24 protein-coding genes are annotated in these 25,158 nt (G+C 35.4%); 16 read left to right on the top strand and 8 right to left on the bottom strand.

Annotation, left to right across the window (positions count from 1 at the left end; genetic code table 11):
- Positions 1-7 precede the first annotated feature (7 nt).
- Both ABJF52_RS13990 and ABJF52_RS13985 read left to right on the top strand, forming a co-directional pair.
- Positions 8-976, top strand: coding sequence for a ThuA domain-containing protein (locus ABJF52_RS13990; protein ID WP_348151436.1), 969 nt, complete (start codon positions 8-10; stop codon positions 974-976).
- An 8-nt stretch (positions 977-984) separates the two neighbouring features.
- The gene (locus ABJF52_RS13985) at positions 985-1,371 is read left to right on the top strand and encodes a DUF2721 domain-containing protein (protein WP_348151432.1); all 387 of its coding nucleotides are present in this window, start codon (positions 985-987) and stop codon (positions 1,369-1,371) included.
- Between the two features lie 18 nt (positions 1,372-1,389).
- On the opposite strand, the gene ABJF52_RS13980 is transcribed toward ABJF52_RS13985, so the two are convergent.
- Positions 1,390-2,358, bottom strand: coding sequence for a succinylglutamate desuccinylase/aspartoacylase family protein (locus ABJF52_RS13980; RefSeq protein ID WP_348151429.1), 969 nt, complete (start codon positions 2,356-2,358; stop codon positions 1,390-1,392).
- Positions 2,336-3,226: a RimK family alpha-L-glutamate ligase gene (locus ABJF52_RS13975; protein ID WP_348151426.1), complete on the bottom strand. Its 891-nt coding sequence runs from the start codon at positions 3,224-3,226 to the stop codon at positions 2,336-2,338. The genes ABJF52_RS13980 and ABJF52_RS13975 overlap by 23 nt, the downstream gene beginning before the upstream one ends.
- A 322-nt stretch (positions 3,227-3,548) precedes the next feature.
- On the opposite strand from ABJF52_RS13975, the gene ABJF52_RS13970 reads away from it, so the two are divergent.
- The 10 genes from ABJF52_RS13970 (at position 3,549) to ABJF52_RS13925 (ending at position 13,744) form a co-directional block, all read left to right on the top strand.
- Complete coding sequence (locus ABJF52_RS13970; RefSeq protein WP_348151423.1) at positions 3,549-4,430, top strand: helix-turn-helix domain-containing protein; 882 nt, start codon at positions 3,549-3,551, stop codon at positions 4,428-4,430.
- Between the two features lie 124 nt (positions 4,431-4,554).
- Positions 4,555-5,184 carry a collagen-like protein gene (locus ABJF52_RS13965; RefSeq protein WP_348151420.1) on the top strand — a complete coding sequence of 210 codons (630 nt, stop codon included), beginning with the start codon at positions 4,555-4,557 and terminating at the stop codon, positions 5,182-5,184.
- Between the two features lie 52 nt (positions 5,185-5,236).
- Positions 5,237-6,034, top strand: coding sequence for a hypothetical protein (locus ABJF52_RS13960; protein WP_348151417.1), 798 nt, complete (start codon positions 5,237-5,239; stop codon positions 6,032-6,034).
- Positions 6,035-6,090: 56 nt separating this feature from the next.
- Positions 6,091-6,834: a hypothetical protein gene (locus tag ABJF52_RS13955; RefSeq protein ID WP_348151415.1), complete on the top strand. Its 744-nt coding sequence runs from the start codon at positions 6,091-6,093 to the stop codon at positions 6,832-6,834.
- A 33-nt stretch (positions 6,835-6,867) separates the two neighbouring features.
- Positions 6,868-7,530 carry a hypothetical protein gene (locus ABJF52_RS13950; RefSeq protein ID WP_348151412.1) on the top strand — a complete coding sequence of 221 codons (663 nt, stop codon included), beginning with the start codon at positions 6,868-6,870 and terminating at the stop codon, positions 7,528-7,530.
- Positions 7,531-7,699: 169 nt separating this feature from the next.
- On the top strand, positions 7,700-8,800 hold the full coding sequence (locus ABJF52_RS13945; RefSeq protein ID WP_348151409.1) for a kelch repeat-containing protein: 1,101 nt from the start codon (positions 7,700-7,702) through the stop codon (positions 8,798-8,800).
- Positions 8,801-8,952: 152 nt separating this feature from the next.
- Entirely contained in the window at positions 8,953-9,630 is a 678-nt protein-coding gene (locus tag ABJF52_RS13940; RefSeq protein ID WP_348151406.1) for a succinate dehydrogenase cytochrome b subunit, read from the top strand.
- Between the two features lie 14 nt (positions 9,631-9,644).
- On the top strand, positions 9,645-11,660 hold the full coding sequence (locus tag ABJF52_RS13935) for a fumarate reductase/succinate dehydrogenase flavoprotein subunit (RefSeq protein ID WP_348151403.1): 2,016 nt from the start codon (positions 9,645-9,647) through the stop codon (positions 11,658-11,660).
- A 63-nt stretch (positions 11,661-11,723) separates the two neighbouring features.
- The gene (locus ABJF52_RS13930; protein ID WP_348151400.1) at positions 11,724-12,470 is read left to right on the top strand and encodes a succinate dehydrogenase/fumarate reductase iron-sulfur subunit; all 747 of its coding nucleotides are present in this window, start codon (positions 11,724-11,726) and stop codon (positions 12,468-12,470) included.
- A 116-nt stretch (positions 12,471-12,586) separates the two neighbouring features.
- Positions 12,587-13,744, top strand: coding sequence for a methionine aminotransferase (locus tag ABJF52_RS13925; RefSeq protein WP_348151397.1), 1,158 nt, complete (start codon positions 12,587-12,589; stop codon positions 13,742-13,744).
- A gap of 359 nt (positions 13,745-14,103) precedes the next feature.
- Here the strand turns inward: ABJF52_RS13925 and ABJF52_RS13920 are convergent, their stop codons facing one another.
- From ABJF52_RS13920 to ABJF52_RS13895, 6 genes are all read right to left on the bottom strand, one after another.
- Positions 14,104-14,757 carry a 3-oxoacid CoA-transferase subunit B gene (locus ABJF52_RS13920; RefSeq protein WP_348151394.1) on the bottom strand — a complete coding sequence of 218 codons (654 nt, stop codon included), beginning with the start codon at positions 14,755-14,757 and terminating at the stop codon, positions 14,104-14,106.
- A gap of 11 nt (positions 14,758-14,768) precedes the next feature.
- On the bottom strand, positions 14,769-15,470 hold the full coding sequence (locus tag ABJF52_RS13915) for a CoA transferase subunit A (RefSeq protein WP_348151391.1): 702 nt from the start codon (positions 15,468-15,470) through the stop codon (positions 14,769-14,771).
- A 67-nt stretch (positions 15,471-15,537) separates the two neighbouring features.
- Complete coding sequence (locus tag ABJF52_RS13910) at positions 15,538-17,883, bottom strand: transglycosylase domain-containing protein (protein WP_348151388.1); 2,346 nt, start codon at positions 17,881-17,883, stop codon at positions 15,538-15,540.
- A 1-nt stretch (position 17,884) separates the two neighbouring features.
- Complete coding sequence (locus ABJF52_RS13905; protein ID WP_348151385.1) at positions 17,885-18,418, bottom strand: gliding motility lipoprotein GldH; 534 nt, start codon at positions 18,416-18,418, stop codon at positions 17,885-17,887.
- Positions 18,366-19,679, bottom strand: coding sequence for a regulatory iron-sulfur-containing complex subunit RicT (gene ricT / locus ABJF52_RS13900; protein WP_348151382.1), 1,314 nt, complete (start codon positions 19,677-19,679; stop codon positions 18,366-18,368). The genes ABJF52_RS13905 and ricT overlap by 53 nt, the downstream gene beginning before the upstream one ends.
- A 188-nt stretch (positions 19,680-19,867) precedes the next feature.
- Positions 19,868-20,899 carry a rhodanese-related sulfurtransferase gene (locus ABJF52_RS13895; protein ID WP_348151379.1) on the bottom strand — a complete coding sequence of 344 codons (1,032 nt, stop codon included), beginning with the start codon at positions 20,897-20,899 and terminating at the stop codon, positions 19,868-19,870.
- 497 nt (positions 20,900-21,396) lie between these two features.
- On the opposite strand from ABJF52_RS13895, the gene recA reads away from it, so the two are divergent.
- From recA to ABJF52_RS13875, 4 genes are all read left to right on the top strand, one after another.
- Positions 21,397-22,401, top strand: coding sequence for a recombinase RecA (gene recA, locus ABJF52_RS13890; RefSeq protein WP_348151376.1), 1,005 nt, complete (start codon positions 21,397-21,399; stop codon positions 22,399-22,401).
- 120 nt (positions 22,402-22,521) lie between these two features.
- Positions 22,522-22,935 (top strand): hypothetical protein, encoded by a 414-nt coding sequence (locus tag ABJF52_RS13885; RefSeq protein ID WP_348151373.1) that lies wholly within the window; start codon positions 22,522-22,524, stop codon positions 22,933-22,935.
- A 44-nt stretch (positions 22,936-22,979) separates the two neighbouring features.
- Positions 22,980-23,537: a sigma-70 family RNA polymerase sigma factor gene (locus ABJF52_RS13880; protein ID WP_348151370.1), complete on the top strand. Its 558-nt coding sequence runs from the start codon at positions 22,980-22,982 to the stop codon at positions 23,535-23,537.
- Positions 23,538-23,599: 62 nt separating this feature from the next.
- Positions 23,600-25,117, top strand: a complete 1,518-nt coding sequence (locus tag ABJF52_RS13875) for a hypothetical protein (RefSeq protein ID WP_348151367.1) — start codon at positions 23,600-23,602, stop codon at positions 25,115-25,117.
- Positions 25,118-25,158: the final 41 nt, after the last annotated feature.

The raw sequence follows: 25,158 nt of genomic DNA, 5'->3' as shown, positions 1-25,158 counted from the left end.
TTTGAAAATGAAAAACATAAGAATTATTTTATTGTTGAGTTTGTTTGTCTTGTCATCAACTGTTTTAAAAGCGCAAGAATCTAATCCAATTATTAAAACGCTTATTGTTGATGGACAAAACAACCATGACCAATGGCCAAAAATTACTTTTTTGCTCAAAGAACAAATGGAAGCTTCAGGATTATTTACTGTTGATGTTGCCCGTTCGGCATATACATGGAAAGGAGAAAAATATATTTCTGAATTTCCTATAGATGGAATTTCAAGTACGATTGCCTTAGAAGAGCCAAAAACAGATCAAGATTTTAATCCAGATTTTTCTAAATATGACCTTGTAATTACAAATTTCGGCTGGAACGCAGCCCCTTGGCCCGAAACGACTCAGAAAAATTTTGAAAAATTCATGTCAGAAGGTGGTGGTTTAGTTGTCTTTCATGCTGCAGATAATTCGTTTCCGAAATGGGAAGCATATAATAAAATGATAGGTCTTGGTGGCTGGGGAGAGCGAACCGAAAAAGATGGCCCTTATGTATATTATAACGATGCTGGCGAACTAATACGCGATAATTCTGTTGGCAAAGGAGGGGCACATGGCCCTCAAAGCGAATATCAAATTCAGTTAAGAAACTCAGAGCATCCTATCACTAAAGGCATGCCTGAAGTTTGGATGCATACGAAAGACGAATTATACAACAGCCTAAGAGGTCCAGCAGAAAATATGGAAATTATAGCAACGGCTTATTCAGACCCAAATAACAAAGGAACTGGACGGCATGAACCCGCACTTATGGTTTTAAATTATGGTAAAGGACGTATTTTTCATAATATTATGGGACATGTAGATTATTCTGTTGCTTGTGTTGGCTTTCTTACATCAATGTTGCGTGGTGCTGAATGGGCTGCAACAGGGGCTGTAACGCAAGAAATTCCTGTAGATTTTCCAACAGCTAAAAAATCTAGTTCTAGAGAATTTTAAAATAAAAAATGGAGTTAACCCTTAGTATACCTGCATTATTATTTCCTGCCATTTCTTTAACGATGTTAGCCTACAATGCTCGCTATTTAGCAATAGCCGCACTTATTCGCCAATTGCATCAAAAATATCAAGAAACAGAATCAGAATCGATAGGACTACAGGTTAAAAAACTAAATAGAAGATTGACAATTATTAAAAATATGCAAGCATCAGCAATAGCAAGTTTTTTGCTCGCAGTAATTACCATGGCCTTAATTTATTTACAGTACTCACAATTTGCCAATATAGTATTTGGTATTAGTCTATTAGCGTTAATGGTTTCCTTAGTATTAAGTTTGATAGAAGTTCAAATATCAACTAAGGCACTGGCTATCCAATTAAAAGACATGGAATAGCTTCAATTAAAAATCGAACTATTCTGAAGGAGTTGTTCCGAGGTGAAAAAGTGCATCACCTTGGTTTACTACAGCTTGATTGTTAATACAAATTACATATCCATCTAAAGGTGCTTTGAGTTCTTTATATCTATGAGCAAAAGCATCAGCAATAACCCCAATTATTTGACCTTTTCTTATTTCTGTACCATTTAGTATTTTCGGCACGAACATTCCAGCTGTAGGGGCGCGAAGCCATTTTCTGTCTGCTAAATATATTGTTTCACTATTGTCAACCGCTACGTTTTCACGCATACTAAAATGTCCCAAAATATTTATAATACCTTGCACTCCTTTTTGAATTGAAAAATCATCAAATCGCATACTTTCTCCCGATTCGTAAACAATGGTAGGTATGCCATTTTTATATGCTTCTTTTCGAAAAGACTTGCTAATTAAATCAGAACTAAAACTAAAAGGAGCATTAAATAATGCTGCGAGCTCCTCGCTACTTTTATCACCCTTTGTAAATCTAATTTGCGGATAATTATGCCTTCTACCTCCGCCTGTATGTAGGTCAACTCCAAAATCTATTTGTGGTAAGATTGCATTCGAATAATGATACGCAATTCTACTTGCCATCGACCCTAATTTAGAACCAGGAAAACTTCGATTTACATCTTTGCCATCGGGCATATCTCTTGAAAAGTGAATAAATCCAAATACGTTTAAGATAGGAACTGCTATTATAGCCCCCTTTTTGATTTTAAAGTATTTTTCATGAATCATACGGCGAACTATTTCTATACCGTTAATCTCATCTCCATGTAATCCCGCTTGTATTAAGATTACTGGCCCAGGTTTCTTAGCATTGAAAACGTAAATAGGAATATCAATTAACATTCCTGTAGGCAAACGGTCTATGCCAATATGAACCAATTTATCGTTCCCAGGAGCAATTTGCTCAGCTCCTATTTCAATGGTTCTATTTTCTTCTTTTGCGCCCATTTCTTTCTACAAAATGAATAATTTCTTCTGCAATATTCACATCAGTTGCGGCCTCTATACCTTGCAAACCAGGCGAAGCATTTACCTCAATTAGTAATGGACCGTTTTTAGAACGTATTAAATCAACACCAGCCACTCCTAACCCTAAATGTTTAACAGCATTAACAGCTATCAATTGCTCTTCGCGCGTTGGTATAATTTTTTCTGTTGCACCACCTCTATGAACATTTGACCGAAACTCGCCGACTGCACTTAAACGTTTCATACTAGCCACAACTTTATCACCTATAACAAATATTCTAATATCCTCACCGTTACTTTCTGCAATAAACTTTTGAATTAAAATACTTGTATCCATTTTATAGAAAGTATCTATAATTGATTTGGCAGATTTTTGAGTTTCCGCTAAAATAACTCCCAAACCGTGCGTACCTTCTTGCAGTTTTACAATCACTGGCGCACCACCTAGCACTTTTAATTGCTCTTCAATATTAAATGGATTCATAGAAAATAAAGTGTCTGGAATGGGGATTCCTTTTTTAGCCATAATTTGCATTGTTCGCACTTTATTCCTGGCTCGATTTATACCTATGGCACTTGCAGTACTGAAAATACCATTCATCTCGAACTGCTCTACAATTGCAGCACCATGTTTTGTTACTTTCGCCCCAATTCTTGGAATTATAACATCAAACTCATCCGAAATATTGGCTTCATTCAAATAAATCTGAGGTACACCGGCACCTAATTTAACCGAGCATTTTGTATGATCAACTTGTTCAACATAATGACCACGATTCTCAGCTTCCTCAGCTATTCTCATAGTAGAGTATACATTCATGCTTATAGAAAGTAGTCCTATATCCATTACACAATTTTATTGATACTTAATTCAGCATGAATATCGGGCAAAAAAGGATGCCGTACCACTCCCAGCACAACAAATTCATTAAAATTTCTAGAATTCTATAAAAAAGAAAGTCATGCTCATTTTTTGTTAACCCAAAAAATGAAAGAACATAAAAGTATAAAGTAAAACAATTAAGACATGAAAAATGCTTTGATATAATTTAGGATTGACAAGCCTGATGCTCAGAAATAATCCACTGATTATATGTCAATTTCATTATACACACCCATGTCTTACCGAACAGCTTTTTGCTTCCGAATAGAAAATAAAACTATTAATTATGGAAATTCACGATACCTTAAGCACTTTAGATGAAATTAAAGCTATTAGCTTTTTTTCAACTTCTTTAAGCACCAAAGAATCCATTGATGAGATACTTTGGGACATTACCAAAAATGTTATTCATCGTTTCGGGTTTGTCGACTGTGTTATATATACTTATAATTCTAGCAAACTCGAATTGTTACAACATGCCGCGTATGGAAATAAAAATCCATCAAATGAATGTATATACAACCAAATTAAGCTTGAATTAGGTGAAGGAATTGTTGGTAGCGTCGCCATGTCAAAATCAGCGGAAATCATCAACGACACTTCCAAAGACCATAGATATATAATTGATGATGCACCCCGACTTTCAGAAATATGTGTCCCCATACTTATAAATGGTAATCTTTTTGGTATTATCGACTCCGAACATCCCGAACCAGCTTTTTTTACAGAGAAACATCTTTGTTTATTGAATATTATTGCAGCACTTTGTTCACAACGCATTAAAGAACTTGATTCTAAATCAAAAAAACCGTTTAGCAAAGCAAATGAGTATTTTAAAAAATTAGAAGAGTTAATGCGTTTCAAAAAACTTTATCGAAACCCGAGTCTAAGCCTTACTTCGGTTGCTGATGTTTTGGGTATATCGGCCTGTTACCTTTCAAGTATGATTAATAGTCTTTTAAACAAAAGCTTTATTGATTTTATAAATGAATACAGAGTTGCCGATGTAAAGCGAAACTTAAGCTCAAATGCTTTTGACCACTACACCGTTGTATCTGTTGGACTAGAATCCGGTTTCAATTCGAAATCGGCCTTTTACTCTGCTTTTAAAAAACATACAGGACTCACCCCAGTACAATATAAGAACAGTTTATACGCAATGATCTGATTGCATTCAAAAAGACAGTTGCCCCTGTTTTTTGTCCTAATTCTTTAAGACTAAAAAATCTAGGACATTCGCACATGACATAAGAATTAGGTTTGTACAAATAATAATTCTTAAATCAATAATTATGGAAACTTGTAATGTTACAAAACAATTGCTTAGCGTATTGTTCATAGCCACTTTGTTTGTTGCTTGTTCAAAAGACGATGGTACTGACGGCGCTGTAGGACCACAGGGACCTCAAGGTGAACAAGGCATAGCGGGCACTGATGGTGAAGACGGTGTTGACGGCGAAGATGGTGCCGATGGCACTGACGGAGCTGATGGCGCTACAGGCACAGCAAATGTTATTTACTCCGAATGGTTTGATTCCCAGTTTCAAGAAAATATAGAGAGTTCATCTTCATTTTTTGAGATCGATTTTCCAGAGGGAAACACTCAAATAATGAATTATGGTGTGATCTTGGTGTTTGGGAGACAAATAGTACCCACACCACCTAATATTATTAATGCATTATATCAACTACCTATAGCCGGAAAAGAATTGAAATATAATATGTTGGTAATAAATGGGGATTTAATTAGGATTGTTATTCTTACCCAAGATGGAAGTGATATTGGTACAAGAGATACAATACAACAATACCGTTACGTAGTCATCCCCGGAGGAATAGCGTCTAGCGGCAAATCTATATCTGAAGACTACACTAAAATGAGCTATGAGGAGATTTGCAACCATTTTAATATTCCCAAATAATTTTACTCTCAATTCATAAATGAATTATAAAAATAATTGAATACTTCAACCAATGAAAAAGTTATTAGCTAAAATAATAACCATGTTACTTGCCACCATTTTACTGGTGGCATGCAACAAGGGTAAAGATAATTTGACTCCAGTTGTTACAAGCAAAACCTTTGTACCCAAAGTTATTACATTAGTTTATAGCTATGGCCGAACGGCAGTGTACACGATGGATTATAATGACTTGCTTCAATTAAAGACAATTGATATTTTATATAAGACCGACGATGGGGAAAATAAATTACAAACAAAAATTGGTTATGATGAAACAGGTTTGATGACAACAATAAATATAGAAGACGCAAACAACGAGTTAAACTATGCGACCACTTTTTACTATGATTTAAATAATGATATTTCCGATTTAGAATTCGTTATAGAAGGCGTTATTCAAGAAACAAACTTTCAATACGACCCAAATAACCGAATTTATGCAGTTGATGGCGAATTGGGCAACTTTCCTATGGGTTGGCGCTTTGACGAAGACAATAATCTAACGGAAATGAGTGTAACGTCTAACCTCTTTATGTTGACATCTTCAGAAAGCGAAAAGGGCGTTTTCCAACATCTAGATCTACAACCGGCTTTGACGATTTGGTACGGATTACTTTTCTACCTGTCCCCCTACGAACTTTATTTTTTCAATCAAAAGGACCTTGACCGTTTTAAGGCCACCGAATTCTATTACGATTACGAAGAGAAAGTACGTGATGAGAACGGAAACCTAATCGCATTTAAAATGGTTCCAGACAATCCTCTGGCCGGTACCATTAGCTATACGATTAGTTATAAGGAATATTGAGTAAGTATGGCTCTATTTGCTCAAGAGCAAAGTATAATGCTATGTAAATTTTTCAAATGAAAACGATAAAAACATACCACATATTCAAAGCTTATGTTATTTTTTTTATACTCATAAACTTTCTAGAATCTTGTAATAAAGATGATGCCCTGGTCCAAACGGATGTTGACGAAAAAAATGGCATATCATTAAAGTATCCTGACTCTTTGGTGCAAACTACTTTTAGAAAACAGGGCAGTATAGCACCTATTGAAATTGACTGGAATGGGGAAAAAGGAACACTTTCAATTTCATCTACTACAACTATTCTTGAAAGTAACAATATTAAATTTGAAGAAGATACAGGTATCATTTTTTGGAGTCGTCTTTTACCTCTGGGGGAATTTGACCTGACTGTCTCTGCGAAAAACAATACGGATTCCGTAAGTACAAAGATAAAGTTAAAACACAATTTTGATAAAGGTTACTTTAGTGGTGGATTCAAAGCCGGAAACCCTACTGAAATAGACCCAACAACCATTTCAGATGTGTATGGACTTACGCTTCATGAAGACCATACTGTTGACTTAAACGAATATTCCGACCCCACATTTTCAGCATCTGGCACATGGCAACCTTTAGAAAACGGAACTATTACTATCGAATACATTTCAAATGGTGAAACCACCTACATGAAAGGAGAATTATACATTGAAGAGTTAGAGAATAAACCAATATTAGATGGTGTCTATAGTAATCAGAAAAACGAATCTTGGGATATTCCGAATCCGATAGGAAGGTTTGTTTTTAGGTGGGATTAAGTATCATATAATAGTATCAAAGAATTAAAACTTATGAAAAATCTAAACTTTATTCTGACAATCTTACTTTTAATAACTGCTTGTTCCAAAAACGACGACACCATCGTACTGGCTCCAGAATTTATAGTTGAACCTATGCTCACGGCCAACTATTTTCAACATGGAGAAGGCCCTTTACCGGAAGTACACTGGAATGGAAATCGGGGCAAGTTTGGATTGGAAAATACGATTAAAGGACTTTCAATCAACAAGGAAACCGGCCAACTATCATGGGATAATTCTATGCCCGTTGGGGTACATACAATAACAATCTTTGCATACAACGAAGCAGGTAAAAAATTAGAATCGCTAATCATAAACAATCAATTTCAAGGAACCTTCAAAGGAACCTTTTCAACAAATAGCAATTTTTCTTATACTCTTTTCAAGGTTATGGAAATAATTTTTAATGAGAATGGCACATTCATCGGTAATTCACAATCGGAACTTAAAGATGGTGACATATTAGGACCAAATTATTTTAGTGGCAACTATGTGCTTATAGATAATAAAATGAATGGAACCCTTCAATATGAAGACAATGAATCTACCTACCCATTGGAGGCTGACCTAAATAAACAAGGTAAACTCATTGGACAATTTACCAACGAACTCACAACCACAACATTTAAACTTAACTTTCTCATACAGCAATAATAGCAGTGCAAATTTAATCAATAATAAGTGTTAACTGCTATTGAACAATTTAGTAGCCTTTTATACTACATATTAAGTTTAAAGCATCCCTTTGAGAGAAATTCAGAATCTTTTTTGTTAACCTAACTAGTGAAAAAACATTAAAGTACTCAGCAAAATAAATTGAAACATGAAAAACAAAATGATTTTATTACTTATAGGCCTTGCAATTAATTTAAACAGTTGCACTAAAGATGAACTAGTATTCGAATCGGCTGTTGAAACCAAGTTAAAAGTTGAGATTAGTGACTTTAAATATGAATTTGATAATAACACTAAAAACCTTGATGCCACACTTGTAAATAATGGTAAACGTCTTGACCCAAGAAGTTCACATACTTCCTTAGTTTTTGATAATAAAATGTGGATAATTGCAGGCACTTCAAATGGCACACTCCGCAATGATGTGCTTTGGAGTACGGATGGAATTTCTTGGAATTCTTCCGATGCTAGAAGAAAGAAATTTTCGGAACGTCGAGATCATGCCTCGGTTGTATTTAATGGTAAAATGTGGGTTATAGGAGGCAGAAACGATAACGACAGTTATGCTTTAAATGATATTTGGTCATCACAAGACGGTAATAATTGGGTTTTGGAAACTGATTCTGCAGATTTTCCTCCAAGATGGAGTCATACTGTAACCGAGTTCGAAAATGCACTTTGGCTAATTGGTGGATCGACTGTCGAGCCTTTTCAATCAGATGCTGTATGCTGTGGATTTAATGATGTTTGGAGAAGCACCGATGGCGTAAACTGGACTCAAATTTTTGATAAAAGTTATGGGCCAAATGCGGTAATACAACATGCCACAACAGTGATTAGCAATAATTTGGTAGTTGTAGGTGGTAACTTCTGGGGCGGTGGCAAATCCTTAAATTATAGTAATAATGGTTACGACTGGAATTCTTCTAAAATATCACCAGAATTCTTGGGTCATCAAATTATTACCGAAGAAAACTTACTCTGGGTTACTGCAGGTAAAAGAATTACCGGTTCTTACCCGCATCTTACCGCTAACGAAATTTGGTATTCTTCTGACGCAATTAATTGGCTAAAAGCTAACTTAAGCGCTGAGTTTCCCGCTAGAAAAGAACACACCTCTGTTTTTTACAACAACAAACTTTGGATAATTTGTGGTAATGATTCAGAAAACAATGACTTAGCCGATATTTGGTCGTTCTCATCGCCAGAGTTTTCTGATAAAATAGATGATATCGCCATAGTTCAATAGTTTATCTGAAGTAAACTCACCCCATAATTTCATTCTATAATCAATAAGGATTGACATCCTTCCTTAAAATCCTTCTAAATAAGGCTCCAACCACTTTAAAACTTGGTAATGATTTGTCTGTGCAGTAAATTTGTTACTCAAATAACCAAGTAATGAGTGGATTTTTAAAGTCTTCAATAGGTAGAAAAGTAGCGATGGCACTTTCTGCTTTTTTTCTGATGTTTTTTCTTCTTCAACATTTCGCTATCAACATATTGTCTGTTTTTAGCCCAGATAACTTCAATGAAGTTTCTCATTTTATGGGTACTAATTGGCTAATTCAATACGTTATGCAGCCCGTTTTAATTTTCGGAGTTGTTTTTCACTTCGTTATGGGTTTCGTTTTAGAAATTAAAAATAGAAGTGCTAGAAATGTAAAATATGTTCAAAACAAAGGCGCCGCTAATTCGTCTTGGATGAGCCGTAACATGATTTGGAGTGGAATCGCAATTTTGGCATTTATAGTATTACATTTTATTGATTTCTGGTTTCCTGAAATCAATACAAAGTATATTGTTGGAGACACATCGGGACTTTTACCTAATGGAGAAGGATTTCGTTATTTTGAAGAATTACAACATAAATTTGTAAGTCCACTGCGTGTTGGTGCATATGTACTAGCATTTGTTTTCTTAGCCTTGCATTTAATGCATGGGTTCACCTCAGCTTTTCAATCTATGGGTGCAACTGCTGGCAGAAAGAAAGTAATGAAAAATATAGGAACAGCTTATTCGATACTAATTCCACTAGGATTTATTTTTATCGCACTTTACCATCATTTTAATCACTAATAATACCGCTACTTATGTCTGTATTGGACTCAAAAGTACCTAAAGGACCATTAAAGGATAAATGGACAAGCTATAAGGATCATATAGACCTTGTAAACCCAGCTAATAAAAGAAATATTGACATTATTGTTGTCGGTACTGGACTAGCTGGAGGTTCTGCAGCTGCTACTTTAGCTGAATTAGGTTATAATGTAAAAGCATTTTGTTATCAAGATTCGCCACGTCGTGCGCATTCTATTGCAGCACAAGGAGGAATAAATGCTGCAAAAAACTATCAAGGAGATGGTGATTCTATCTACCGTCTTTTTTACGACACGGTTAAAGGTGGTGACTACCGCTCACGTGAAGCTAATGTACATCGATTAGCTGAGGTCTCAGCGAATATAATTGATCAATGTGTTGCCCAAGGAGTTCCATTCGCAAGAGATTATGGCGGACTTTTAGATAACCGTTCTTTTGGTGGTGTTTTAGTTTCTAGAACATTTTACGCTAAAGGACAAACAGGTCAGCAACTTTTACTTGGTGCCTATTCAGCAATGAATCGTCAAATAGCTAGAGGGAAAATTCAAATGTTCAACAGACACGAAATGTTGGACGTTGTAAAAGTTGGTGGCAAAGCACGTGGCATTATTGCTCGTGATTTAATTACTGGAAAATTAGAAAGACATTCAGCACATGCTGTAGTTATTGCTTCTGGAGGATATGGTAATGTATACTTTTTATCTACCAACGCAATGGGTTCAAATACCACTGCTGCATGGAAAATTCATAAAAAAGGGGCATACTTTGCTAACCCATGCTACACTCAAATACACCCAACCTGTATTCCACGTTCTGGTGATTACCAGTCCAAACTGACCTTAATGTCTGAGTCGCTTCGTAATGATGGTAGAATTTGGGTGCCAAAACGCATGGAAGACGTTTTAGCCATTCGTGAAGGAAAATTAAAACCAACACAACTAGGCGAAGAAGAACGTGATTATTATCTAGAAAGACGCTACCCAGCATTTGGTAATTTAGTACCAAGAGATGTTGCTTCTAGAGCTGCCAAAGAAAGGTGCGATGCTGGTTACGGCGTAAACCAAACAGGTGAAGCTGTATATCTTGACTTTAAATCGGCTATCGAACGTTACGGAAATGAACAAGCAAAAATTCATGGTATCGATAATCCATCAAAGGAAAAAGTTCTTGAACTAGGCGAAGCCGTAGTTGAAGCGAAATATGGAAACCTCTTTCAGATGTATGAAAAAATCGTCGACGAAAATCCATATAAAACTCCCATGATGATTTACCCAGCTACGCATTATACAATGGGTGGTGTTTGGGTTGACTATAATTTGATGACCACTGTTCCTGGACTCTATTGTATTGGAGAAGCAAATTTCTCTGATCACGGTGCCAATAGATTAGGTGCTTCAGCTCTTATGCAAGGATTAGCAGATGGATATTTTGTTTTACCATATACCATTGGCGACTATTTATCTGATGATATTAGAACTGGTGCTATTGCTACAGACACCTCTGAATTTGAGGAGGCAGAAAAAGAAGTAAAAGAACGAATCGATTTCTTTTTAAATAATAATGGCGAACATTCTGTCGATTATTATCACAAACGTTTAGGTAAAATAATGTGGGATAAAGTGGGCATGTCTCGAAATACAACCGGTTTAAAAGAAGCTATTAGTGAAATAAAAGCACTCCGTGATGAATTCTGGAAAAATGTGAAAGTAACAGGAAAAGCTGATGAGCTAAACCCTGAGCTTGAAAAAGCAGGTCGTGTTGCCGATTTCTTAGAATTAGGTGAACTTTTCGCAAAAGATGCTTTAAATAGAGAAGAATCTTGTGGTGGTCATTTCCGTGAAGAATCTGTTGAATTAGACGGAGAACAAAAAGGAGAAGCTAAAAGAAACGATAAAGATTATGCATATGTTGCCGCATGGGAATATAAAGGAGAGCCAGCAGATGCAGTTTTACATAAAGAGCAATTAGAATTCAACGATATTGAGTTGAAGCAAAGAAGTTATAAATAAAATAGAGTGTATTTATCGTAAGAAATTGTCTTACATCCAAAACACTCAAGCAAACCAAAAAGCATGAATTTAACGCTTAAAATTTGGAGACAAAATGGACCAAGCACTAAAGGTGGAATGGTCGATTATAAAGTAACTGAAATTTCAGAGCACATGTCATTTTTAGAAATGATGGACGTTCTTAACGAACAATTAGTAGCAAAGGGAGAAGATCCTGTTGCTTTTGATCACGATTGTCGCGAAGGTATTTGTGGAATGTGCTCTATGTACATTAATGGTGAAGCTCATGGTCCTGATCGTGGAGTAACAACTTGTCAATTGCACATGCGAATGTTTAAAGATGGTGACACCATTACAATTGAACCATTTAGAGCACAAGCATTTCCTGTAATTAAAGATTTAATTGTAGATCGTACTTCTTTTGATCGTATTCAACAGGCTGGAGCATATATTTCAGTAAACACTTCTGGTAACACTCAAGATGCAAACGCTTTACCTATTTCAAAACATAATGCAGATGAAGCAATGGATGCTGCCACATGTATTGGGTGCGGTGCATGTGTGGCAAGTTGCAAAAACTCTTCCGCAATGTTATTTGTTGGCGCAAAAGTATCTCAATATGCTTTATTACCACAAGGACAAGTGGAAGCTGGTGACCGGGTTCGAAATATGGTAGCGCAAATGGATTTAGAAGGATTTGGAAACTGTACAAACACAGGTGCATGTGAAGTAGAATGCCCTAAAGGAATATCCTTAGAAAATATTGCTCGTATGAATCGTGAGTTAATGAAAGCCAATTTAAAAGGCTAAACTCGGATAATAACATCATAAAAAAGTTCCAGACTCTATATATAGAGTTTGGAACTTTTTTATTTTATAAGATTATAACAATTACCTTTCATGGCTGCTCTTTTATAATTAGAATAATGGATTCCATAAAAAACACTTCACCATCTAAACTACCCAATGAAAAAACTACAATTTTTACAACCGTTGGCAAACTTGCTCGAAAGCATAACGCCATTGACTTATCACAAGGGTTTCCAAACTTTTCAGCAGACCCAAAACTTATTGAATTAGTAGCTCATGCTATGAAAAAAGGACATAACCAATATGCACCTATGGAAGGCTATTATCGACTTCGTGAAATAATAGCTTCTAAAATTGAAAAATTACACAATAGAAGATACAACCCTAATGACGAAGTAACCGTCACCGTTGGAGCCACTCAAGCAATATATACTGCCATAACAGCTTTTGTTCATAAAGGTGATGAAGTAATAATTATGAAACCCGCTTATGATTGTTACGAGCCTGCCATTGAAGTTAATGGAGGCATTCCTGTTTTTGTACAATTAAATGGCCCTGATTACCAATTTGACTGGAACATTTTTAAAGGTAAAATAAGTCCCAAAACTAGAATGGTAATTATTAATACGCCTCATAATCCGACTGGGAAAATTTTTACAAAGAATGATATGCTTCAGCTGCAAGAAATTCTTAAGAACACAAACATTATAGTAGTAAGTGATGAGGTTTATGAACATATAATTTTTGATGGTCATAAACATCAAAGTGCATCACGTTTTAACGACTTAGCATCAAGAAGTTTTGTGTGTGCCTCATTTGGTAAGACTTTTCATGTTACTGGATGGAAATTAGGTTATTGTGTGGCTCCTGCTGCGCTAATGCATGAGTTTAGAAAAATACATCAATTTGCAGTCTTTTGTGTCGACCATCCTGTTCAAAGAGCAATAGCTGAATATTTAAAAAATGAACAAAATTATCTTGACCTTAACGATTTTTATCAAGAGAAGCGAGATTATTTTTTATCTCGATTAAGAAATTCGAAGTTCAAATTCACACCCTCGCAGGGAACCTACTTTCAATTATTAGATTACACAGCAATTTCTAATGAAACAGATGAGGATTTAGCGAAAAGATTAATTGTAGAAAAGAAACTAGCTAGTATAGCCATTTCTTCATTTAATGTTGATAAACGACAAGATGGGGTACTTCGCTTTTGTTTCGCAAAAAAGAAAGACACTTTGGAAAAGGCATGTGATATCTTGTGCAACCTTTAGACAAAACTTTTGGCATAAAAAAAACCACTCGTTTAGAACGAGTGGTTTTTCTAATTTAAATACTATTAATTATAGCATAAATAATTTTCTTGTAAGTGTTATCAGTCCACTGTAAAAATCATTTTTGTAGACTTGAATTTCTTTGTTTGTGTTAACACTGCTCGATTTTAATTTCATAATTATAAGTAGGGTTTAAAAGTCGCTCAATGGGGATTGAGTTGGGTTAAGACTTCGAATTAATTACAATGTAAACTTAACACCATTATATTGTCTAGCTAAATTTATGTTGTAAAACAACCCTATAATGTTGTGAAAAAAATCAAAGGTAAATTTCTTCGATAAAACGCATCGATAAACGGTTAAACGTCCATTTCAGGAACCTCAGCAGCGATTGTTAGATTTCCTACTGTAGCTTCCTTAATCGTTTCTATGGAAACTCCCGGTGCTCTTTCTAACAAAAGAAAACCGCCTTCGGTCACCTCTAAGACCGCCAAATTAGTTACAATCTTAGTAACACAACCTACACCAGTTAATGGCAAACTACACCTCTTGAGCAGCTTAGAAACTCCTGCTTTATTGGTATGCATCATGGCTACAATAATATTCTCAGCCGATGCAACAAGATCCATAGCACCTCCCATGCCTTTCACCATTTTTCCCGGAATTTTCCAATTCGCGATATCACCATTTTCAGCTACCTCCATGGCACCTAAAATTGTAAGGTCTACATGTTTACCTCGTATCATTGCGAAACTCGTAGCGGAATCGAAAAATGAAGCCCCAGGCATGGTTGTTATTGTTTGTTTTCCAGCATTAATAATATCCGCATCTTCATCACCCTCAATAGGGAATGGCCCCATTCCCAAAACACCATTTTCACTCTGAAACTCTACTTCTATATCATCTTGCACAAAATTTGCTACAAGGGTCGGAATACCAATCCCTAAATTGACGTAGTAACCATCTTTTACCTCCTTAGCAATTCGCTTTGCTATACCGTTTTTATCTAGCATGATTCTATTTTTCAAATTTTTTCCCGTACCGTTCTTTGTTCAATTCTTTTTTCATAGTCTATTCCCTGAAAAATACGTTGAACAAAAATACCTGGCACATGAACCTGATTTGGATCTAATACACCAACAGGCACCAACTCTTCAACTTCAGCTACTGTTATGGTAGCCGCACCACACATACACGGATTAAAATTACGCGCTGTTCCTTTAAAAATTAAATTGCCAGCTGCATCACCCTTCCACGCCTTTACAAATGAAAAGTCGGCTTCAAATGCTTTTTCCAATATGTACATTTTCCCATTAAATTCTCGTGATTCTTTTCCTTCTGCTACTTCCGTACCATAACCTGCTGGCGTATAAAAAGCTGGAAATCCGGCTTGCGCTGCACGACATTTTTCTGCAAGTGTTCCTTGGGGTGTTAATTCAACTTCAAGTTCTCCACTTAACATTTGTCGTTCAAATTCGTCATTCTCTCCAACGTATGAAGAAATCATTTTTTTAATTTGATGTTTTTGTAAAAGTAGACCTAAGCCAAAGTCATCTACTCCGGCATTATTAGAAATGCAAGTAATATTCTTAATACCCAAGCGCACCAATTCTGCAATGGCACTCTCTGGAATACCACACAATCCAAATCCGCCTAACATAAATGTCATGCCATCTTCAACCCCAGAAAGGGCCTCTTGTACACCATTAACTTTTTTAGATATCATACCTCAATCATATTGAAATTGAAGTATCAAGTTACGTGTTATTTAATAAAATGGGAAATTGAATTTATTAGAAATCTAGGTCTTCCAAATCTTCATCTGGTTGATTATCTTCTTCAGGCTGATCATTAACCACTTTAGAACAATCCACCTCTATAGAAAGATTTTCTGGCTTTATAAATTCTCCATCAGAAATTCCTAAATCTTTATTCTTGTAGTTTTCTTTCATATATAAGCCCCAAATAGGTAATGCCATAGAAGCTCCTTGACCATAACTAATGCTTTTAAAATGAATAGATCTATTATCACCTCCAACCCATACTCCAGTTACTAAATTTGGCACCATACCCATAAACCAACCATCACTATTGTTTTGTGTTGTACCTGTTTTACCTGCAATAGGATTAGTAAACCCATACGGATAGCCCGTTATAATTTCTTTATAGACCGTACTATTCTTTAGTGAGGTGTGCCTTAAGCGCATTCCCGATCCGCTTTCGGTAACACCTTTCATTAAATCTACCATAGCATAGGCTACATCTTTGTTTAAAACATCTTTTGTTTCAGGCACATACTCATACAAAACTGTACCATTTTTATCTTCTATACGCGTCACCATTACAGGTTTTACATAAACACCCTGATTTGCAAATGCCCCATAGGCACCCACCATTTCATAAACATTAATATCTTCAGTACCCAAGGCTATTGCAGGAACGGGGAGAATATCTCTAGTAATACCTAAATTCTTTACAATCGACACCACAGATCTCGGTCCGACTCTATCCATTAATTGCGCGGTAATAGTATTTTTAGAGTTTGCTAACCCTTCCTTTAGGGTATACATATTACCTGAATATTTATCACTAGAATTATCTGGACACCAAGCCTCCATATTACCATGTTTGCCTGCTTCGATGCAATATCTAACATCAGGTAATTCATAGCAAGGGGAATAACGCAATTGGTCAATCGCAGCTGCATATACAAACGGCTTAAACGTAGAACCTGCTTGTCGCGTTCCTTGTATTACATTATCATATTGAAAATGCTTATAATCTATACCCCCAACCCATGCCTTAACATGCCCAGTTTGCGGCTCCATGGACATCATTGCCGTTCTTAAAAATGATTTATAATACCGAATTGAATCCATCGGAGTTAAGATGGTGTCTTTTTCGTGAGTTTCACTTTTCCAGTCAAAAACTGTCATTTCTCTTTTTACATTGAAAGATGCTCTTATCTCTTCTTCAGACTTTCCATCGGCTTTCATGAAACGCCATCTGTCAGATGTTTTAACAGCCTGTTCAAGAATAGCGTCTATTTCAGATTTATCTACATCCAAAAATGGTGCTGTTTTATTTCTATCTGGGGTATTCTGATTAAAAAATTCTGCTTGTAAATTACTCATATGTGCAGAAACTGCATCTTCTGCATTTTTTTGCATTCTAGAATCTATGGTTGTATAAATTTTTAACCCATCTAAATATAAATTCCATTTATCGCGCTCCCCTTCTAATGCTGGTTTCGGATTTTTCTTTATCCATCCGTTCATAAAGCGCTGTAAATACATTCGGAAGTACGTTGCAATACCAACACTATGCGACTCTGGGTTATAATTTATATTCATCTCTAAACCTTGCAATGAATCTTTTTCAGCTTCGGTTATAAAATCATATCTCGCTAATTGAGATATTACTATATCTCTTTTCTTTTTAGTACGTTCAGCTCTTCTTAGCGGATTATATAATGATGAATTTTGCAACATACCTACCAACATGGCCGACTCCTCTATTTTTAAATCGATAGGTTCTTTGCCAAAATAAATACGTGATGCCGATCGGATACCATCAGCATTATTTCCAAAATCATATATATTTAAATACATCTTTATGATTTCTTCTTTGGTATATCTTCGCTCTAATTGTGTAGAAATTACATATTCTTTTGCCTTTTGTTTTATTCGCTCTAATGGATTTCTTGATTTTGTGCCTACATAAATTTGGCTTGCCAATTGCTGCGTAATGGTACTGCCACCACCCCGAGTTCCTAAATAGAACAGCGCTCGTAAGGTTCCAAACCAATCTATACCAGAATGATCTCGAAATCGAATATCTTCACTAGCCATTAAAGTATTCACCAAATTTTCTGGGAGATCCTCATAGTTAACAGGGGTTCTATTATCGTCCAAATAGAATTTTCCTAACAACTCACCATCTGAAGAGATAGTTTGCGATGCTAAATTAGTTTGAGGATTTTCTAAAGATTCATAAGTTGGTAATGGCCCTAACCAACCCCAAGAAGCAGACAAAAACAGAATTGCAGCCAATGCAACACCAGACATAAATAAAATCCAAAACCACTTAATAAATTTAAAAAAATTATTCGGTTGCTTTTTTTTAGCTGCTTTTGCCATGTTATTTCAATATGCTTTTTTCAATTTCAAAACCTACGTCTGTAATGCCTTTGAGACTAACAACCCCTTCTACTGCTCCATTCGTTCTCATGGCATGTGATAATTGTAAAGTATATACGCCAGAAGTCGGAAAAACGATGTTTTCTTTATACCACAATTTGTTCTCTTTTATACTCCCATACCCTTTACCTAACCAAGTACCATCAGGCATTGCCATTTCATATTCCAAGGTATCTCTAACACTTTCGCCACTCGGAAAATTCATCTCGGCAATTAAAAAGAGATTGTTGTATGCAAAAGTCTGATCATTTCTTACGTTTATAAACATATTATAACGCGCTGTAGAATCTAGTTCAGAAAAAGTAAATTGAACTATACTATCCTTCAACCAAGTACCATTTTCTGTACTTTTATATTCAGTTTTCACCGTAGCCGTATTACAAGAAAATACGAGCAATAAAAGTATACCAACAACAAGTAACTTACGCGTTTCTTGGCTTCCTGTTTTTATTATTTCTTCTTTTTTTGTTCGCATTGGGGTTTGAACTCTTAGTTGTGTTATTGCCTGGTTGGCTATTGTTATTTTGTTGTTTTTTCTTTGGCTGTTGCCCTTTTTTTCCTTGGTTATTGTTATTCGCTTGTTGCTTTCTATTTCCTTGTTTTCGGTTTTTATTACGATTCCTATTTTTAGAATTGGACCTTTTCGGACGATCAAAACGAGTTAGACTATCTTGACCAACAACATTCTCGAATATCACCTTTTCTTCAACGATATTTTCAACAGCATATTCTTCTAAACTAGCTACTTTTTCCTTTTTCTTATTTTTCGCTAGTACCTCAAGTACTTGATCCTTAGAAAGTGTGTGCCAATTAGCCGGTTCATCTTTGTATGAAAACCAAAGCGTTTCCTTAAAAATATCCGTTTTTTGGCAAAAAGCAATTCCTTTTTCTGTATATAGTTTAGTATCCTGAGATGGAAAATCTTTCAGCGCTTCTAAATATAAATCCAGTTCATAATTTAAACAACACTTTAATTTTCCACATTGCCCTGCCAATTTTTGAGGATTGAGCGAAAGCTGCTGATAACGTGCAGCAGATGTGCTAACCGACCTAAAGTCTGTTAACCAAGTGGAACAACAAAGTTCTCGACCACACGAGCCAATTCCACCTAAACGCTGTGCTTCTTGACGATAACCGATTTGGCGCATTTCGATACGTATGCCAAATGCTTTCGCCATATCTTTAATTAATTGGCGAAAGTCTACCCGTTCTTCTGCCGTATAATAAAAAGTTGCTTTAGACCCATCACCTTGAAATTCTACATCTGAAATTTTCATTTGTAATTTTAAGATAATCGCCATTTCACGAGATCTTTTCTTAATTTCTTCTTCTCGATCTCTACATTTTTGCCACTTGTCTATATCTCCTTGTGAAGCCTTTCTATATATTTTTGGAAGTCCTTTGTCGTTATGGTCAACTTTTTTACGCTTCATTTGAACCTTAACCAATTCGCCTACCAAAGTGACCATGCCAACATCATGACCTGATTCTGCCTGTGTAGTAACTATATCGCCAATAGAAAGCGAAAGATTTTCACTATTTCTGAAGAATTCTTTTCTACTGTTTTTAAATCGAACTTCAACGCAGTCAAAGAGCTTTGTGCCACCCGCTGGAGCCATGTTTGAAAGCCAATCAAAAACTGTTAATTTATTGCAACCATCAGTGCCGCAAGTACCATTGTTCTTGCATCCACGAGGTTGCCCGTCGTCACCGGTAGCACAACTACTACAACCCATATTTTATATCTTGAAAGCGAAAAACCGATAGGTTTTTTCGCAAAAAGGTTCATACTTTATTCAAATGTAAAGGTAATGATTTTTTAACGTGATGTGAAGTAAGTTAACTCTAGTAGTCGTTACCATTACATTCATTCAGATGAATAAATCGAGAAACCCTGTCTTTTACTAGTTGTTAATTCGACTACTTATTTTTTAAATTTTAAGACTTCCGATCTTCCTTTTTTAAAGATTTTATTGCTCGCACCTTTCCCTTTTCTGAGTTTTTTCTGCTCTTCAAAAGGTAAGGCATGTACTTCTTTACAATCGTCTGAACAGCACTCATTCATACGCCTAGTGCATTCTTCACATTGTATAAACAGTAAATGACATGCCTCATTAGCACAATTCACGTGGGTATCACATGGGGCTCCACATTGATGACATTTTGAAATCACATCATTTGAAATACGCTCTCCACGACGGTGATCAAAAACAAAGTTCTTTCCTAAAAATTTATTTTCTAAACCTTTATCATTTACTTGTCTTGCATAATCTATAATGCCACCTTCCAATTGATAAACCTGTTTAAATCCCTTATGCTTGTAATAAGCACTAGCTTTTTCACATCGAATTCCACCAGTACAATACATTACTAGTTTTTTATCTTCTTTATGTTCCGCTAAATCATTTTCTATCTCATCTAAAGAATCACGAAAGGTATCTACATCAGGTGTAATGGCATTTTTAAAATGACCTATTTCACTCTCATAATGATTGCGCATATCCACCAAAATGGCATCTGGATCTTCTATTAATTCGTTGAATTGCTCTGCCCCAACATGAATTCCTTTATTGGTAACATCAAACGTATCATCATTTAATCCATCAGCTACAATTTTATTACGAACCTTTACCTTCAATTTTAAAAAGGACTTATTGTCTTGCTCAATAGCAATATTCAAGCGTACGTTTTCTAAAAAAGAAATACTGTCTAAATGCTTTTTAAAAGCCTCAAATTTTACAGCAGGTACAGAAAGTTGGGCATTTATCCCCTCGTTAGCGACATAAATCCGACCCAAGACATCGAGTTCATTCCATTGTATAAATAGGTGATTTCTAAAAAGCGACGTATTGTCGATATGTGCATATTTGTAGAAAGAGATGGTCAAGCGTTCTAGGCCTGCCTCTTCGATAAGTGTTGCTCTTTCCTTAGCACTTAATGTATTGTACAGTTGCATGCTATACTTATTTATTAAGTTAAAGAATTATTTATTTCTAATACTTTGCAAAGATAAAATAAACTATAGTATCTCAATCAGCATTAATGGCTGTAATTTGCTATAAAAAAAAGAGTCTTGATTGTATCAAGACTCTTTTTGGCCACCCCATTTTGTTTTCTTTTTCATAGAATTAAATGTAAAAAAGGTAAATGACCACCAATGCCCATTATTGGTTAAAATTAATCGCTTCATTGTCAAATTCGACCTCTATTTACACATAGACAAAACGACACAATAACTTTAACTCATTAATGGAAGTTATGAGTTAGTTTACTAAATAGATACAAAACTTTAAAAAAGGTTGCGTGTACTAAAATTAATCATGGTTTTTCAAATTCGATTTTACTAAAAAAGAAATTGCAAAGCAGGTGGATAACTTTTTAGATTATGCTTTCATATAGGTAGCATTCTGCCAAAAGATGTAGTATTTTAGCCTTCCACAAAAAACACAACTTATGAGCAACGAGAAAGACGCAAAATTAAAAGCCCTTAAATTAACTTTAGACAAATTAGACAAGACCTACGGAAAAGGTGCTGTGATGAAAATGGGCGACAAAGTAGTTGAGGATGTAGAGGTAATTTCTTCGGGCTCACTAGGTTTAGATGTAGCCCTCGGCGTTGGTGGATATCCACGTGGTAGAGTTATTGAAATTTACGGACCCGAATCTTCTGGTAAAACAACCTTAACCCTACACGCAATTGCTGAAGCACAAAAAAATGGTGGTATTGCTGCATTTATTGATGCGGAACATGCATTTGATCGCTTTTATGCAGAAAATTTAGGTGTTGACATAGACAATCTCATCATATCACAACCAGATAATGGAGAACAAGCTTTAGAAATTGCCGATAACCTAATTAGATCTGGTGCTATTGATATTGTAATTATAGATTCTGTTGCTGCATTAACTCCTAAAAGTGAAATTGAAGGTGAAATGGGCGATTCTAAAATGGGTTTACATGCTCGTTTAATGTCTCAAGCTTTACGAAAACTAACAGGTTCAATTAGCAAAACGAATTGTACCGTAGTCTTCATTAACCAATTACGTGAAAAAATTGGAGTAATGTTCGGTAATCCCGAAACTACAACAGGTGGTAATGCATTAAAATTTTACGCCTCTGTTCGTTTAGACATCAGAAGATCTACTCAAATTAAAAGTACAGACGGTGGTGTGTTAGGTAACAAAACTCGAGTAAAGGTTGTTAAAAATAAAGTTGCTCCCCCATTTAAAACAACGGAATTCGACATTATGTATGGTAAAGGAATTTCTAAAGTCGGAGAAATTATTGACCTTGGAGTAGAATTTGAAATTGTTAAGAAAAGTGGTTCTTGGTTTAGTTATGGCGATACAAAATTAGGACAAGGACGCGATGCAGTTAAGGCTTTATTAATGGACAATCCAGAACTTATGGATGAGCTTGAAGGCAAAATCAAAGAAGCTATTAGCGCACTAGCTTAAATCAAAAACTAAATTTAAATTATATCAAAGCACTCTTTTGCAAAAAAGAGTGCTTTAATTGTTGTGCTTAACGCAACCAAAGACCTATATTTTCATCTTATATGATAAAAAGTCATATTTATGAAGAAGATGTACGCAGTCATCTTGTTAGTTGCATTGGCTATTTCTACTGTATCTTGTTCTAAAGACGATGGAGACACTATTGAATTTAAGGCGTTACAGATCTCTGAAGCAGATTTGCCAGAATCCTTTTCATTAGGAAATACTTATGAAATTAAAGTAAAGTATGCTGCACCTGATGGATGCACTTACTTTGAGACTTTTGATGTTGTACAAAAAGATACCACTATACGAGAAGTGGTTGCTATTGGATCTAGAAATTTAGATTTACAATGTGATCAAGTAGTTGTAAACCGCGAAGAAAGTTTTTTGTTTAAAGTAGTGCATAACCAAGATTATCTTTTTAAATTTTGGCAAGGTCAAAATACGGATGGAGAAGCACAGTTTTTAGAAATTGAGGTTCCCATTGAATAATCGAATTTTAATTCGAATTGTATAACCCTACCAAAACCAATAATTTGAGTCTAAAAGCACTCATAGATAATTGTAAAAAAGGCAACAGGCAAGCCCAAGAACAATTATACCGCCAATATTCCGGTATACTGTTTGGCATTTGCCTTAAATACTCGCGCAATAAAACGGAAGCTGAAGATAATCTTCACGACAGTTTTATGACGATTTATGAAAAAATAGGACAATACAAAGCAAAAGGCTCCTTTGAAGGTTGGCTAAAAAGAATAACCGTAAACACAGTATTACAGAAGTATAGAAAAGAAGAACACCTTAACATAGTAACCGACAATTCAGAAGAACTTGTTGAAATAGATTCAGAATACGCACATATTTCGTTAGAAACGCTATTACAATACATTCAAGAATTACCAAATAAATATAGACTAACATTTAATCTCTATGTTTTAGATGGGTATTCCCATAAAGAAATTAGTTCCATTGTAGGAACTTCAACAGGAACATCAAAATCGAACCTTGCGCGAGCAAGAAGCATATTAAAAGAAAAAATCGAAACCGAAACCGCCAGATCTATAATCGGAATAGTGATTATTGGCATATTATAATTAATTGAAATGTTCTCAACCGGCATTTTAATTTATGAAAACACGAACTAAATTATTGCATAATGAGCAAAAAAAATATAGATAAACTTTTTCAGGAAAAGTTGAAAGACTTTCATGAGATGCCTGAGGAGCATGTCTGGGATTCTATTTCAACATCCTTAGACAAGAAAAAATCACGAAAAATAATACCCTTTTGGTGGCAACTGGGTGGCGCAGCTGCTATCCTTGCTGTGTTTTTCGCAGTTTATAATCCTTCTGATGATAAAAACATTAGCGCTCCGGCAGTTACCGATATTGAAAATACAACTCCAGAAAGCCCTGCAACAAATGTAGACACTGAAGCTATTCAATTTGAAGAATCGTCAGAAAACCAAATTAAAGTTGCAACTTCTGAAGTTGATGAAGCTAGCACTACATTAAAAACTTATGACACGAAAGAAGTTACAAAAAATGCAATTCAAATTGCATCCACTAAAACAGCGGTTAACGTGGCCCAAAAAACTACTGCAAATACGCAATTAGCGACAACCAATGCAGCAGGGGAAAAAGAAGAAAATGTGGAGCGTACACAAGCAGCATCTATCAACATTAAAAGCAATAAAACCAATTCAATAGCCAATAATACTTCTGAAGGTAATAAAAAAGGAACTTTGGATCAAACTAATTCAGAGGCCACCCTATCCTCAGACTTGCTTCCCAATCAAAATTCGATTGACAATCGTTTAACTAGTGTTACAGAAGAATCTGAAATCATAAAAAATGAAGCAGGAGAAGATGAAGGAAAGAAATCAATTTTTGATGAAATAGAAAAACAAACAGAAGAAGAAGAAGAAGCTCTTGCCGAAACTTCTACTAGTAAATGGTCTGTTGGTGCTAATCTGGCCCCTGTTTACTTTAATTCATTTGGAGAAGGCTCCTCTATTGACCCATCATTCAACTCCAACTCTAAATCTGGAGTGGTTAATATGAGTTATGGATTATCCGTTGCTTATAATGTTTCGAATAAATTAAGTGTACGCTCAGGTGTTAATAAAGTAAACTATGGCTACAACACTAATGAAGTAGAATTTTCACCATCGCTACAAGGTGCTTTGTCCAGCAGATTAAATAATGTTAATTATACAGAATCCGCAGAAAACATAGCAGTAGGTAATAAAAATGAAGATATCGCAGGTCTTGCGAATAGATCCTCTGATGTTATAGCTAATAACAGTTCTAGAAATGGTGTAATGGCACAAGAATTTGGCTATATAGAAGTGCCAGTAGAACTAGATTATGCACTTGTAGAAAATCGATTTGGTGTGAATTTAGTTGGAGGTGTAAGTACTTTATTTTTAACAAACAATTCGGTTGCATTGAATAGTTCTGATGAAATTATTGAACTAGGAGAGGCCAATAATTTGAATTCTGTAAATTTTAGCACCAATGTCGGATTTGGACTTAATTACAAATTTTCGACAAAAGTTAGATTTAATGTAGAACCTGTATTTAAATATCAGTTGGGAACATTTTCAGACACCTCTGGCAGCTTTAATCCCTTTTCAGTTGGAGTATATAGTGGACTTAATTTTAAATTCTAAATAAGACATCAAGATTAGACCTGTTGTGGTTATCAGGTCTT

This window comes from Aurantibacter sp. (assembly GCF_039941195.1).
GTDB lineage: Bacteria > Bacteroidota > Bacteroidia > Flavobacteriales > Flavobacteriaceae > Aurantibacter_A.
The sequence above is the reverse complement of the archived record's forward strand: the minus strand, read 5'-3'. Positions and strand labels throughout refer to the sequence as shown.